The organism is Delftia sp. WY8 (assembly GCF_018437695.1).
GTDB classification, from domain to species: domain Bacteria; phylum Pseudomonadota; class Gammaproteobacteria; order Burkholderiales; family Burkholderiaceae_C; genus Comamonas; species Comamonas tsuruhatensis.
Genome location: NZ_CP049795.1, coordinates 3,987,171 through 3,999,825, shown reverse-complemented (window position 1 = coordinate 3,999,825; position 12,655 = coordinate 3,987,171). Strand labels below are relative to the sequence as shown.

At 69.8% G+C, this 12,655-nt stretch carries 13 protein-coding genes; 7 read left to right on the top strand and 6 right to left on the bottom strand.

What is annotated here, in order from left to right; genetic code table 11:
* Nucleotides 1–6: 6 nt before the first annotated feature.
* Nucleotides 7–1,014, top strand: coding sequence for a porphobilinogen synthase (gene hemB / locus G4D77_RS18440; RefSeq protein WP_017405507.1), 1,008 nt, complete (start codon nt 7–9; stop codon nt 1,012–1,014).
* 4 nt (nt 1,015–1,018) lie between these two features.
* Nucleotides 1,019–2,236: a magnesium transporter CorA family protein gene (locus G4D77_RS18435; RefSeq protein WP_154833240.1), complete on the top strand. Its 1,218-nt coding sequence runs from the start codon at nt 1,019–1,021 to the stop codon at nt 2,234–2,236.
* Here G4D77_RS18435 and G4D77_RS18430 read toward each other — a convergent pair.
* Nucleotides 2,233–4,191, bottom strand: coding sequence for a sensor histidine kinase (locus tag G4D77_RS18430; RefSeq protein WP_154833238.1), 1,959 nt, complete (start codon nt 4,189–4,191; stop codon nt 2,233–2,235). The genes G4D77_RS18435 and G4D77_RS18430 overlap by 4 nt on opposite strands.
* 19 nt (nt 4,192–4,210) lie before the next feature.
* A complete protein-coding gene (locus G4D77_RS18425; RefSeq protein WP_016448525.1) occupies nt 4,211–4,948 on the bottom strand; it encodes a response regulator in 738 nt (245 codons plus the stop codon).
* A 210-nt stretch (nt 4,949–5,158) separates the two neighbouring features.
* Here G4D77_RS18425 and G4D77_RS31010 point away from each other — a divergent pair, with 210 nt between their 5' ends.
* The 3 genes from G4D77_RS31010 to G4D77_RS18410 all read left to right on the top strand — a co-directional run bounded on the left by G4D77_RS31010 (nt 5,159) and on the right by G4D77_RS18410 (nt 9,030).
* Nucleotides 5,159–7,780, top strand: coding sequence for an Ig-like domain-containing protein (locus tag G4D77_RS31010; RefSeq protein WP_154833236.1), 2,622 nt, complete (start codon nt 5,159–5,161; stop codon nt 7,778–7,780).
* The gene (locus G4D77_RS18415; protein WP_154833234.1) at nt 7,777–8,421 is read left to right on the top strand and encodes a molybdopterin-dependent oxidoreductase; all 645 of its coding nucleotides are present in this window, start codon (nt 7,777–7,779) and stop codon (nt 8,419–8,421) included. The genes G4D77_RS31010 and G4D77_RS18415 overlap by 4 nt, the downstream gene beginning before the upstream one ends.
* A gap of 294 nt (nt 8,422–8,715) precedes the next feature.
* A complete protein-coding gene (locus G4D77_RS18410; RefSeq protein ID WP_047326964.1) occupies nt 8,716–9,030 on the top strand; it encodes a hypothetical protein in 315 nt (104 codons plus the stop codon).
* A gap of 33 nt (nt 9,031–9,063) precedes the next feature.
* On the opposite strand, the gene G4D77_RS18405 is transcribed toward G4D77_RS18410, so the two are convergent.
* The 3 genes from G4D77_RS18405 to G4D77_RS18395 all read right to left on the bottom strand — a co-directional run bounded on the left by G4D77_RS18405 (nt 9,064) and on the right by G4D77_RS18395 (nt 10,534).
* Nucleotides 9,064–9,432 (bottom strand): HepT-like ribonuclease domain-containing protein, encoded by a 369-nt coding sequence (locus tag G4D77_RS18405; protein ID WP_013800235.1) that lies wholly within the window; start codon nt 9,430–9,432, stop codon nt 9,064–9,066.
* On the bottom strand, nt 9,429–9,719 hold the full coding sequence (locus G4D77_RS18400; protein WP_047326971.1) for a nucleotidyltransferase family protein: 291 nt from the start codon (nt 9,717–9,719) through the stop codon (nt 9,429–9,431). The genes G4D77_RS18405 and G4D77_RS18400 overlap by 4 nt, the downstream gene beginning before the upstream one ends.
* 122 nt (nt 9,720–9,841) lie before the next feature.
* Nucleotides 9,842–10,534 carry a dienelactone hydrolase family protein gene (locus G4D77_RS18395; RefSeq protein WP_016448529.1) on the bottom strand — a complete coding sequence of 231 codons (693 nt, stop codon included), beginning with the start codon at nt 10,532–10,534 and terminating at the stop codon, nt 9,842–9,844.
* A gap of 118 nt (nt 10,535–10,652) precedes the next feature.
* Between G4D77_RS18395 and G4D77_RS18390 the strand changes: the two genes are divergently transcribed.
* Entirely contained in the window at nt 10,653–11,405 is a 753-nt protein-coding gene (locus G4D77_RS18390) for an SDR family oxidoreductase (protein ID WP_154833232.1), read from the top strand.
* Nucleotides 11,406–11,418: 13 nt separating this feature from the next.
* On the top strand, nt 11,419–12,066 hold the full coding sequence (locus tag G4D77_RS18385; protein ID WP_016448531.1) for a MarC family protein: 648 nt from the start codon (nt 11,419–11,421) through the stop codon (nt 12,064–12,066).
* Nucleotides 12,067–12,099: 33 nt separating this feature from the next.
* On the opposite strand, the gene G4D77_RS18380 is transcribed toward G4D77_RS18385, so the two are convergent.
* Nucleotides 12,100–12,600 carry a hemerythrin domain-containing protein gene (locus G4D77_RS18380; RefSeq protein WP_126311665.1) on the bottom strand — a complete coding sequence of 167 codons (501 nt, stop codon included), beginning with the start codon at nt 12,598–12,600 and terminating at the stop codon, nt 12,100–12,102.
* Nucleotides 12,601–12,655: the final 55 nt, after the last annotated feature.

Sequence of the window (12,655 nt, the reverse complement as noted above, 5' to 3'; positions counted from 1 at the left end):
TTCGGCATGCATCTGTCCAGCCCCACCCCCTTCCCGCACAACCGCCCCCGCCGCCTGCGCCGCGATGCCTTCACGCGCAATCTGGTGCGCGAGAACGTGCTCACGGCCCATGACTTCATCTACCCCGTGTTCGTGCACGAAGGCACGAACCAGCGCGAGGCCGTGCCCTCCATGCCCGGCGTGGACCGCCTGAGCCTGGACCTGCTGCTGCCCGTGGCAGAGCAGTGCGTGCAGCTGGAGATCCCGTTCCTGGCGCTGTTCCCCGCCATCGAGACCTCGCTGAAGACGCCCGACGGCAAGGAGGCGCTCAACCCCGACGGCCTGATCCCGCGCGTGGTGCGTGCGCTCAAGAAGGAGTTCCCGCAACTGGGCGTGATGACCGATGTGGCCCTGGACCCCTACACCAGCCACGGCCAGGACGGCATCCTGGATGAGTCCGGCTACATCATCAACGACGAGACCGTGCAGGTCCTGGTGGGCCAGGCCCTCACCCATGCCGAGGCCGGCGTTGACATGGTGGCGCCCAGCGACATGATGGACGGCCGCATCGGCGCCATCCGCGAGGCGCTGGAGGCCCACGGCCACATCCACACGCGCATCATGGCCTACAGCGCCAAGTACGCCAGCGCCTTCTACGGCCCGTTCCGCGACGCCGTGGGTACGCGCGGCGCGCTGGGCAAGGCCGACAAGAACGTCTACCAGATGGACCCCGCCAACACCGACGAGGCCCTGCGCGAAGTCGCCCAGGACCTGGCCGAGGGTGCCGACATGGTCATGGTCAAGCCCGGCATGCCGTACCTGGACGTGGTGCGCCGCGTCAAGGACGAATTCGGCGTGCCCACCTTCGCCTACCAGGTCAGCGGCGAGTACGCCATGCTCAAGGCCGCCGCCGCCAACGGCTGGCTGGACCATGACCAGGTGATGATGGAATCGCTGCTGGCCTTCAAGCGCGCGGGTGCCGACGGCATCCTGACCTACTTCGCCATCGACGCCGCGCGCAAGCTGCGCGGCTGAACGCATGCCGCCGGTGACGCCGCCCACGGGCACGGGAGCCGCTCCCCCAGCCGGGAACGCCAGGAGCATGCGCATCTTCCACCTGCAGCCGGGCGGCGCCACCGAACTGGCCGACCTGCCCGGGCAGGCGCCCGCGCAGGGCTTCCTGTGGATCTCCTGCACCCGCGCCACCTTGCAGGAGCGGCTGGCCGACGTGCAGCGCACGCTGCAGCTGCTGTCGGGCCAGCAGCTGGTGGACCTGCATGTCTCGGACCTGCTCAACGCCCAGCTGCCATCGCGCTACGACTACACCTCGCAGTACGACCTGCTGGTCTTTCGCCGCCTGGCCAGCGGGCAGGCGCGTGCCGCCGCGCAGGCCGGCACGGCCTCTTCGCCTGCGGCGCAGGCGGCGCCCCCCTCGCCTCCCGTGCGCCGCACAGGCCCGCCCGTGCTGCGCAACATTGACACCAGCCCCGTGGGCTTTGCCATGTTCGACCAGGTGCTGCTGTCCGTGCACCCCGACGACTGCACCGTGCGCGACGCCTATGCCGCGCGGCTGCTGGCCGCCATGCCCAGCGATCTGCGCGAGGGACGGCTGAACCCCACATCCGGCACGCGGCTGCCGGCCAGCCCGGCCGACCTCATGCTGCGCGTGGTCAACCTCATCGTGGACGGCTTCCTGGACCTGCGCCGCGAACTGTCGCGCCAGCTGGACCACTGGCAGACCGAGCTGCTGCGCCCGCGCACGCGCTTTGCCAACTGGGGGGCGCTGCTGGACGCACGGCTGGCCCTGCATGAGCTGGACGAAGTCTGCGAAGACCAGCGCGCTGCCGTGCAGGACTGGACGGACGCGCTGGAGACCTGGGCACCTCCCGAGGGCGCGGCGGCGCTGCGCGAGCTGGACCTGCTCAAGGTGCGCAGCCGCGACGTGCTGGAACACATAGAGCGCGTGGTCCACCACGTGCGGCGGCTGGAGCAAAGCACCGAGACCGTGGTGCAGATGCATTTTTCGGTGCAGAGCAACCGCACCAACGACATCATGCGCACGCTGACCGCGCTGACGGCCGTCTTCCTGCCGCTGAACCTGATTGCCGGCATCTTCGGCATGAACTTCGAGTTCATCCCCCTGGTGCACAAGCAGGACGGCTTCTGGTGGGCCATGGGCTCGATGATGGCGATTGCCGTGGGCCTGACCATGTTCTTCTGGCGCAAGCGCTACATGGCGCGCACGGCGCAGGGCTAGGGCCCCGCCCGCTCCAGCGGCATCCACAGCGTGAAGCGATTGCCGCCGGCCAGCGGCGCCCAGTCCAGCCGCGCCTGCAGCGCCAGCGCGCGCGTGCGCATGTTCGCCAGTCCCTTGCGGCCCTCGGTGGGTGCCCGGGCGCGGTCGAAGGGGTGGCCGTCGTCCTCCACCAGCACCTGCACGCCGGCCCGGCCTTCCAGGGGGGCCTGGGCCGTGCGCACCGTGATCTCGCGCGCGCCGCTGTGCTTGATGATGTTGGTCAGCACCTCCTGCAGGATGCGCAGCACATGCAGGGCGGCCTGCGCGTCCAGCCAGGGCAGCGCGGGCAGGTCGCTCACCTCCCAGTGCAGCCGCAGCCCCGCCCCCTCCAGGCGCGGCCCCAGCCGGTAGCGCAGCCCGGCCAGCAGCGCCAGCAGGTCGCAGTCCAGCGGCTCCAGCGAGTCGATGGACAGCTTCAGGTCATCGATGCACTCCTGCAGCAGCTGCACCAGGTCCACCGTGCCGGCCTGGTTGAACTCCACCACGCGCAGCGCGCTCATCAGCGAGGAGCCCACGCCGTCGTGCATCTCGCGCATCAGGCGCTGGCGCTCCTGCATCAGCGTCTGCTCGCGCTCCACGGCCAGCAGGCGCTCATGGGCCTGGGCCAGCTCCGCCTCCTGGGCCTTGAGCCGTTCCGCCAGATGCAGGTTGGCGTTCTCGGCCACGGCCAGCGCGCCGTTGTAGCGCCGGTAGGCCACCAGCAGGAACAGCGTGAACAGCCCCAGGTACACATAGGGCGTGAGGTAGATGCTCTCCATGCTAATCAGGTAGCTTTGCAGCGCCAGGTCATGGAAGCCGATGGGAAACGACAGCAGCATCCACACGGCCAGCATGGTGCTGCCACCATCGCGCATGCGCCAGGCTCCCGCCACGGCCATGCACAGCACCAGGATCTCCGGCGGCACCATCAGCAGCCGCAGCAGCGGCAGGATGGTCTCGTGCGCCGGGCCCCACAGCGGCACCGCCACCAGCAGCACCGTGCCCACATAGCCCTGCAGCACCCGGCCCAGCCAGGGCCGGCGCCTGCGCTGCATCAGGCACAGGAAATGGAAGGCCGCCACCGTGGCGCCCATGAGGCCGGCCAGCGTCAGCCAGGAGAACCAGCCGTCCGACAGGGCCAGCCCCTCGCCGTCCACCATGAACTGCAGCGAGCCCAGCAACTGGCACAGCGACATCAGGAAGAACAGCAGGAACACCACATCCCCTCGCCGCCGCTGCAGCGTCCACAGCGCCAGCGCGAACAGGCCCAGCACCAGGTAGGAGCCTGCCGTATAGACCACCAGATCGGCCTGGAGCAGGCTGCGCAGCCGCCAGGACAGGCGCAGCGACTCGGCAGGCCCCGCCCACAGGCTGGACAGCGCCCCGCCCACGCCCTGCTGGCTGGCCATGCGCACATGCACCTGCAGCGGCCTGCCCGGCTGCGCCAGCCCGCCCAGGTCCAGCCACACCGGCCGGTTGAAACTGTTCCACACCCGGCTGCCGCGCGTCTGCCAGGCCAGCTTCCCGTCCACATACACCGCCACCGTGCCCACCGTCTGCCAGCGCGGGATATACAGGCGCGCGCCCTGCGGCGTGGGCGCCAGCGCCTCGGGCGGCACCACGGCGCGGAACCAGCGCACCTCGGGCGGCGCCGCTGCCAGGTCGCCGCTGCCCGACACGGCCCTGTCGCCCCCATAGGGCAGGTCCACATCGCTCCACGGCGTCGATGCATCCAGCACCGCGTCGTCGGCCGACGCAAGCGCCGCAGGCGGCGCCCAGTGCGGGCTGTCCGACCGCCACAGCTGCGCCTGGCGCAGTTGCACCGCTTCGCCTGCGGCGGGGCCACGCAGCCCGAATGCCCCCGCCAGCAGCATCGCCAGCGCCACCAGTCCCGCCGAAACCAGCAAGACCCTCCCCTGCAGCAGCGGCTGCGTCATCTGCCCACCGTGGCGGCGCTCATTGCCGCCCCTCGGCCAGCCAGCCGCGCTGCAAGGCCACATGCATCATCTGCGTGCGGCTGGACACCTGCAGCTTGCCGTAGATGCGCCGCACGAAGGTGCGCACCGTGTGGCGCGACACGCCCAGCTGGCGCGCCACCTCGTCCAGCGTATGGCCGCGCGCCACCAGGCGCAGCACCTCCAGCTCGCGCGCGGACAGCGCCTGCGCGGCGGCCTGCGGCTCCACAGGCCGTTCCAGCCCTGCCACCGCCCCGGCCCGCTGCTGGCGCAGCAGCAGCTTGCGCGCCACCATGGGATTGATGGGGCTGCCGCCCGCGTGCAGGCTGCGCACTTCCTCCAGCACCGCGTCGGCGGCCAGGTCCTTGAGCAGATAGCCCATGGCGCCGGCCTCGATGGCGGCCAGCACATGCTGCTCGTCGCCAAAGATGGTGCTGACCATCACCGCCGCCCCGGGGTGGCGGGCGCGCACGGCAGCAATCACCTCCAGGCCGCTGCCGTCGGGCAGGCCCAGGTCCACCAGCATCACGTCCATGGCACCGACCCCATCGGCCCGGCCCAGCTGGTGCAGGGCCTCCGCGCGGCTGGCTGCCGCCCAGCACAGGGCCATGTCCTTCGCGGCATTGATCACGCCCACCAGGGCGTGGCGGCAGGCGGCGTCGTCCTCCACCACGGCCACGCGGATGGGTGTGGAGCCACCCGTCGCGGCGGCAGAGGAAGGGTCTGTGTGCGTGTCCATGGAGGTGGAGTGCGTGGCGAGGGCCGCATGTTCACATGGAACAAGACCGCTGTCATGTCGCCCGGATAGGTGACATGGGCGGCATGGCGGCCCCACCCCCTCTCATCGGCCATGTAGCCCGAACGGGGGACATACAGAAAGCCGGACACCCCATAGATTTGCCCTCTTCAGCACATCACCGAGATGCTGTGCCTACCGAGGGGGTCCGCCATGTCCATCATCCACCCGTCTGCTGCAGCCGACGTACCACCCATGCCCACGCCAAGCCCCTGGGTCCGGACATTGCCGGGCCTGACGGTCGGGTTGGTACTGGCCCTTGTCGGCGCCGCGGCCCAGGCCGCCACACTCACCGTCACCACCGCCGGCGAGATTGCAGACACCGAGCCGCTGTCTCGTGCGCAATGCTCGCCTGCCGCAGGCGACCGCAACTGCGACACCCTGCGCGACGCCATCAACCATGCCGCCGATGGCGACACCATCGTCTTCGGCGCGGCCCTGGATGGACAAACCATCTCGCTGACCCGCTTTACCAACTGCCTGGACACCGGGCAGGCCGCCGGCGCCACCTGCCTGCCGCTGGCCAGCTGGCCCGGCTACGTCTCGCAGTTCGGCCCCAGCGCCTTCTTCATCAGCGGCAAGCACATCACCATCGATGCCACCGCCAATGGCCTGACGCCCCAGGGCGTGAGCGTGCAGCGCCTCGGTACCGCACCCGGTTTCCGGCTGTTCGACATCGATGCGCAGGGTGGCCTGGTCCTGCGCGGCCTGACCCTGGCCGGGGGGCAGGCCACAGGCGGCTCCAGCCGCTTTGGCGGCGGCGCGCTGGGTGCGGGCGGTGCCATCTTCAATCGGGGCCAGCTCACCATCGAACGCAGCACGCTCACGCGCAATCACGCACAAGGGGGGCAAGGAGGCAGGCTTTCCTTGAACTCCTTTGCAGGTGCCGGCGTGGGCGAGGATGGGACTTTGTCCCCGGGGGGAGGGCCGAACGCTGGCGGCCCGAACGATGGCGGCCTGGGCGGTGGCAGTGGCAGCGCCAGCGGCAAGAACGGCGGCTTCGGTGGTGGCGGCGGCGGCTCCGGCGGTGGCGGATTTGGCGGTGGTGGTGGCCGTCGTGGCAGCGGTGGCGGCTTCGGCGCCGGCAACGGTGGGGGCGGCCCCTTCGACGCTGGCGGTGGCGCAGGCGGCATGGGAGGGGCCATTTTCAACAACGCAGGCACCTTGACGCTGAACCAGGTCACCCTGGCTGGCAACGGTGCACACGGCGGGCTGGGCAACAGCAGCGGCGGCGGCGCCGGCCTGGGTGGCGCCGTTTTCAACTACAACGGCGTGCTCACCATCCGTTTCTCCACCCTGGCCGGCAATACCGTGCAGGCCAATGGCGACGACAACCCGGCCGCGCAAGGCGGCGCCATCTATAGCCTGGGCGATTCCCAGGCCGCCTGCAGTGCGGGTGGCAACATCAGCTGCACCCGCAGCGGTGCCTCGCTGCAGATGCAGGCCAGCATTGCCCAGGACAGCGTGTTCGAGCCGGCCACCAAACAGCCCGCTGGCAGGGACGTGGTTCTGGACCTGCGCAATGGCGGCACCAGCGATGCCAGCGGCAGCGACAACCTGCTGGGCCTGGCGCAGGCCCTGAACAATGCCGACATCAGCGCCCTGGCCTTCACCACGGGCAACCCGCAGCTCGGCCCCCTGGCCAGCCACGGCGGCCCCACCCAGACCATGTTGAACACCACCGGCAGCCCGGCACTGGACGGGGTGGCCTGCACGGCCGCACCCGGCACGGACCAGCGCGGCGTGGTCAGGCCCCAGGGTGCACGGTGCGACATCGGCGCCGTGGAGGCGAACGTCTTCCAGGCGGCATTGACCGTGCTGGCCAGCGGCGCGGGCGGCGTATCGGCGCAGGCCTTCCCGCCTGCGGCCACGGGTGCCATACAGGACTGCGGCCGCCCAGGCGGCCTGTGCCAGGCCGGCTATGGCTACTTCGAAGGCGCGCCCACCCTGGTGACCCTGGCCGCCACGCCCGACGCTGGCCATGCCTTTGCCGCCTGGGGCGGCGCCTGCAGCGGCAGCACGTCCACCTGCAGCGTCACCATCGATGCAGCCAGGAGCGTACAGGCCAGCTTCACGGCCTTCAGCGTCACGGCAAGCCTGGCCTCCGGCACCTACGGCACGGCCTACAGCCAGCTTCTGGCGCCCGTGCCCAGCGGCGGCGTGGGGCCGTTCAGCTACAGCGTGAGCGGTTTGCCCGCAGGCTTCAGCCAGGCCGCCGGCACCCTCTCGGCTCCAGCCACGCAGGCGGCAGGCAGCTACAGCTTCACGCTGACCGCCACCGATGCCAACGGCGCCACCACCGAACCCGCAGCCGTGACCGTGGTGATCGGCCCGGCAGCCACCAGCGCCCACCTGTCGGCCTCCCCCGCTGCGCCAGGCCCTGGCCAGAGCGTGACTTTCAGCGCCCAGGTCACGCTGCCTGCCGGCGCCAGCGGCACCGTGGATTTCTTGAACGGAACGCAGGTGCTGTGCGCCAGCGTTGCGGTGACCGGCGGGCAGGCCAGCTGCAGCGTGCCCCGGCTGCCACCGGGCACGGCCACGGTGCAGGCGCGCTATGTGCCCGGTGATGGCAATACCTCCGGCTCGGACAGCAACACCGTGACCGTCACGGCGGCCCCCGCACCATCTGCGGCGCCCGTTCCCGGGCTGGGCGCCGGGGGGCTGGCGCTGCTGAGCCTGCTGACCGCAGCGGGCGCGGCGTTGTCGCGCAGGATGGGCACTTCACGGAAAATCGGCGCTGGCACATCGCCACGCACCCCCAGGAGTTCCCCATGACCGCATCCGCAAGCCGGAGCCCGCTTTCACGCCGCAGCCTGCTGGCCGCCAGCGCAGCCACCGGCCTGGCCCTGTGCGAAAGCGCCCTGGCCGCCCCCGCCGCCCCCGGGAAAAGCACCGAAGCCGCCGTGCTCACCATCAGCGGCCCCGGCGTGCGCGGCAACCGGGGGCCGCTGGACCCGGTGGCCGATCTGCTGCTGAAAAACCATGGCCTGGCCTTCGACTCGGCCTGGACCACAGGGGCCGGTGCGCTGGAGCGCCTGCCCACGGTGGAGATCACGCCCCATATCGAATACGACGGCCAGCCCCACCGGCTGCGCGGCCCGCTGCTGGCCACCGTGCTGCAGGCGGCCGGCGTGGACAGCGCCGCCGCAGCGGCCAAGGGCCAGTGGATCACCCTGCAGGCCATCGACGGCTACCGCGCCCAGCTGCCGCTGGCGCAGGCCCTGCAATGGCGCATGCTGCTGGCCACGCACATGGACGGCCGGCGCCTGGGCCTGGGCGGCCTGGGCCCGCAATGGGCCATGTACGACGCCGACCGCATTGCCGATCTGGCAGGCAAGCCGCTCAAGGAACGCTTTGCGCAGGCGCCCTGGGGGCTGTACCACGTGGGGCTACACGCGCAGCAGCCCCAGGGCTGAAGCTGGCTTCAGAGCGCGGCAGGGCGCGCATTTGAAGTACCATTTCGCGATCCCCTCGGGGGATACGGGCTTGGCGGCCCGGAACAACGTAGGCGCAGCAGCCGCACGCCTTTTGATGAGGCAGCGGCTTTTCATCTTCCCGGTGCTGCGCCGGGCACGGTTCCGTTTTTGGCGGGGCTGTGCGGGACCTCCGTAAGGGGGTGCCGGTCCTACGTCCGGTCCGCCAACCTGCACAGTCCTGCCACCTCTCTTGGCGGAGTGGCGGCAGGCTCTTTATGTCACGTAGGAGCTGCCATGGCTGACATCACTCCATCCGGCGAATCAGTTGCCACCCCTCCCTCTTCCACCCTAGGCCCGCCCGGGGAAGAGACCGGCCTGTACTACCCCATTTCCGAATACGAGGTCTATCGCATCAAGGACTGCATGCACCAGATGGGCCTGGTGATCGACCTGTGCTGCATGGCCGGCCCCGACCAACAACTGAACGACCTGGGCGGGCTGATGAGCTTCCTGACCGCGCAGCAGCGCGCGCTGCGGGGCACGCTGCAGACCGTGCAGGCGCGCAAGGCGACGCCGGGGCCGGCCTGTGATCCGGACCCCGGGGGTTGATCAGGCCAGTTGCGGACACTCGCGCAGCACCGGTCAGCCCGGCCTGGCGCCGTCCGCATCCCGGCGAATGGATGGCCATTGCCTGAGCAATTCAGGCAAGGCCGTCTGCACGGTGTCCCACACCAGATCGAGGTTGATGTCGAAATAGCCATGGGCGATGCGGTTGCGCATGCCGCGCATGTTGCGCCATGGCACTTGCCCGTGTGTCTGGGCGAACTCGGCATAGCCATCCATGACCTTCGTGACAGCCTCGCCGATGATGACGAGGCTCATGATGACGGCCTGCTGGGTGCGCTTGTCCTCCAGGAAATCCTCCTTGGCCAAGCCCTCCACGAAGCTACAGGCATCCGTTGCGGCCTGCTGTATGTGATCGAGGTAATCGGGAAGGCGATGCCCGTTCATATCGGCTGCGCCTCCGCAAGCACCTGGGCACGGAACTTCAGCGGCAGGTCTCCGGGCGTCAGCAGATCAACGCGAAGGCCGAGCAGCGATTCCAGCTCGGCCTGCAGGCCGCCCAGGTCGAACAGCGTCGCGCCCGGCAATGCATCGACCAGCAGGTCGAGGTCGCTGCCGTCCCGGTCGGTGCCATGCAGCACGGAGCCGAAGACGCGCGGGTTCGCAGTGCGGAAACGGCTGGCCATTTCACGCACTGCGCTGCGATTCATGTCGAGCACCACGGACGGTCGCATGGACATCCTTTCCTGTTGAGACTTCTGGAAAGCCTATTGCATCAGGCACCGGGTTTCAAGCAGCACTCCCGGAAATCCCGATGCCTGGATTTTCCATGCCGGGCCACGCCCGGCACGGCAGATCAGGCCAGGTGCTGGTCGAAGAAGGCCAGCGTGCGATCGCGCGCCTGCAGGGCGCTGGCCTCGTCGTAGGCGCTGCGCTGGTCGCAGTTGAAGCCGTGGTCTGCGTCGTACAGGTGCACCTGCACATGCTTTTGCGCCTGGGCGAAGGCCTGCACGGCGTCCACGGGAATGTGCGCATCGCGCCGGCCGAAGTGGGCGATGACGGGGCACAGCGGCTCGCGGCCCATCTCCAGCGGCGTGGTCATGCCGCCGCCGTAGTAGCAGGCCGCAGCCGACAGGCTGGGCAGGTTGCAGGCCGCGCGCCAGGCCCACAGGCCGCCCCAGCAAAAGCCCACGATGCCCACCTTGCCGCCGGGCACCAGCGTGGCGGCATGGGCGATGGCGGCCTCGATCTCGGGCAGCACGCCGGGCTGGGGCAGCGCCTCGGCGGCGGATTTCAGCGCCATGCCCTTGGCACGGTCGGCGTCGCCGTAGCCCAGGTCCACACCCGGCTCCACACGCGTGAACAGTGACGGCGCCACGGCCACATAGCCCCGCGCCGCAAGCCGGTCGGTCACGGCGCGGATATGGGCGTTGACGCCGAAGATCTCCTGCAGCACGACGATGGCACCGCGCGCGGGCACGTCGGGGCGGGCCACCCAGGCCGGCGAAGACGTGCCATCCAATGAAGTCAACTGCACAAAACTGCCCATGTCCGCGTTCCTTTCTGTCTGAGAACCTGTTGTGATTTCCCGGTGGGCGGACGCGCCCCGCAATGCTGTAATGGCGGCGGGCCGGCCCGTGCGGCAATTCTTTCACAGGAGACATTCGATGGAACGAAAAGTCGTGCTCATCACCGGCGGCAGCCGCGGCATAGGCGCCGCAACGGCACGCATGGCAGCGCACCGGGGCTGGGACGTGGTGATCAGCTACCAGCACCAGCGCGATGCGGCCGAGGCCGTGGTGGCCGACGTGCAACTGGCCGGCACCCGCGCGCTGGCCGTGCAGGCCGATGTGGGCGACGAAGCCGAGGTGCTGGCCCTGTTCGGTGCGGTGGATGCGCAGTTCGGCCGGCTGGATGCCCTGGTCAACAACGCCGGTGTGGTGGACCGCGCGCAGACCGTGGCCGAGATGAGCGTGCAGCGGCTGGAGCGCATGTTCCGCGTCAATACCATCGGCAGCTTCATCTGCGCGCGCGAGGCCGTGCGGCGCATGAGCACCCGCCACGGCGGACGGGGTGGCGCCATCGTGAACGTCTCCAGCATCGCTTCGCGGCTGGGCGCACCGGGCCAGTACGTGGACTATGCGGCCGCCAAGGGCGCGTTGGACGTGATGACGCTGGGCCTGGCCAAGGAAGTCGCCGCCCAGGGCATACGCGTGAACGCCGTGCGGCCCGGCTTGATAGAGACCGGCATCCACGCCAGCGGCGGACAGCCCGACCGCGTCGAGCGCCTGGCGCCCAACGTGCCCATGCAGCGCGGCGGCAGGGCCGAGGAAGTGGCCGACGCCATCCTCTGGCTGATGTCCGACGGCTCGCACTACACCACGGGCAGCCTGGTCGATATCTCGGGCGGCAACCTCTAGCTCCAAGGCAACCATGGACCTCAAACCGCTGATCACTTTGGTGGCCATCATCAACCCGCTGGCCATCGTCCCCTTCTTCATCCACTACACCGAGGGATTCAGCGCCCAGCAGCGCCAGCAGACCATTCGCACGGCGGCGCTGGCCTCGTTCTGCGTGATCGCGGCCTGCGCCATCATCGGGCTGCAGGTGCTGGACTTCTTCAACATCTCGCTGCAGAGCTTCCAGGTGGGCGGCGGCCTGCTGCTGCTGATCAGCGCGATGAACATGCTCAACGCCCGCCCGGCCGAGGAACGGCCCAACGCGCCCACGCTGGCGGCAGGCGCGGAAAAGGCCGCCATGGGCAACAGCATTGCCGTGGTGCCGCTGACGATTCCGCTGCTGACGGGGCCGGCCTCCATGTCCACCGTGGTGATCTATGCCGACCAGGCACGCACCATCTGGCAGCACCTGGCGCTGGTGGGCTATGGCGTGGTGGTGGCGCTGGTGGTGATGGTCTGCTTTTCGCTGGCCGACCCGATTGCGCGCGTGCTGGGCAAGACCGGCATCAACGTGATGACGCGGCTCATGGGCCTGATCCTCGCGGCCCTGGCCGTGGAGGTGATGGCGGGCGGGCTGGTGAAGATCTTCCCCATCCTGGCCTCGCCCGCGATCGTGCCCTGAGCGGGCTGGCTGGCCGATTGAAGGCCCGCCGGATCAGGCCGGCACGGCCCGCGCGCGGTCGACGCTGCCGTCGCATGCACCGCCGCAGCCCGTGATGGGCTGCTCGGGCAAGGCCTCGGGGTGGGCCAGCGAGCCCGTGGCGGGATCGAAGCCCGCGCTGCGCAGATGCAGGGCCAGCGCCGCATCCATGGTCTGCGCATGGTGCACGAACCAGGCCGCCAGCTCGCCCGCCATGCTGCGGATCACGGCCAGATCCCCCGCTGCCGCCTTGGCCGCCCCCTCGCGCATCACCTGCAGCACTACCTTGTGCTGCAGGCTGTGGCAGTTGGTGCTGGTGAACCGCGTGGACTGCATCCAGCGGTCTTCCTGGTCGAAGTGCACTTGCGTATGCGCGATCAGCTCATCCCAGCGCACGCACAGCTGCGCATCATCGGCCGCCTCCACCTCGGCCAGCAGCAGCACGAACTCCTGGTGCACCTCGTCCATGGCCGGCAACTCCAATGCCAGCGCTCCGCTCCATTCCAGCACGGCCATATGCTTCTCCTGCCTTCATCATGAAAGACTGCAGCTTAGGAACAGCACCGCCCAA

Excerpts from the sequence above, each read along its gene's own strand:
- hemB (WP_017405507.1), top strand. The coding sequence starts at position 7 with ATGCATCTGTCCAGCCCCACCCCCTTCCCGCACAACCGCCCCCGCCGC.
- G4D77_RS18435 (WP_154833240.1), top strand. The coding sequence starts at position 1,019 with ATGCCGCCGGTGACGCCGCCCACGGGCACGGGAGCCGCTCCCCCAGCC.
- G4D77_RS18430 (WP_154833238.1), bottom strand. The coding sequence starts at position 4,191 with ATGACGCAGCCGCTGCTGCAGGGGAGGGTCTTGCTGGTTTCGGCGGGA.
- G4D77_RS18425 (WP_016448525.1), bottom strand. The coding sequence starts at position 4,948 with ATGGACACGCACACAGACCCTTCCTCTGCCGCCGCGACGGGTGGCTCC.
- G4D77_RS31010 (WP_154833236.1), top strand. The coding sequence starts at position 5,159 with ATGTCCATCATCCACCCGTCTGCTGCAGCCGACGTACCACCCATGCCC.
- G4D77_RS18415 (WP_154833234.1), top strand. The coding sequence starts at position 7,777 with ATGACCGCATCCGCAAGCCGGAGCCCGCTTTCACGCCGCAGCCTGCTG.
- G4D77_RS18410 (WP_047326964.1), top strand. The coding sequence starts at position 8,716 with ATGGCTGACATCACTCCATCCGGCGAATCAGTTGCCACCCCTCCCTCT.
- G4D77_RS18405 (WP_013800235.1), bottom strand. The coding sequence starts at position 9,432 with ATGAACGGGCATCGCCTTCCCGATTACCTCGATCACATACAGCAGGCC.
- G4D77_RS18400 (WP_047326971.1), bottom strand. The coding sequence starts at position 9,719 with ATGCGACCGTCCGTGGTGCTCGACATGAATCGCAGCGCAGTGCGTGAA.
- G4D77_RS18395 (WP_016448529.1), bottom strand. The coding sequence starts at position 10,534 with ATGGGCAGTTTTGTGCAGTTGACTTCATTGGATGGCACGTCTTCGCCG.
- G4D77_RS18390 (WP_154833232.1), top strand. The coding sequence starts at position 10,653 with ATGGAACGAAAAGTCGTGCTCATCACCGGCGGCAGCCGCGGCATAGGC.
- G4D77_RS18385 (WP_016448531.1), top strand. The coding sequence starts at position 11,419 with ATGGACCTCAAACCGCTGATCACTTTGGTGGCCATCATCAACCCGCTG.
- G4D77_RS18380 (WP_126311665.1), bottom strand. The coding sequence starts at position 12,600 with ATGGCCGTGCTGGAATGGAGCGGAGCGCTGGCATTGGAGTTGCCGGCC.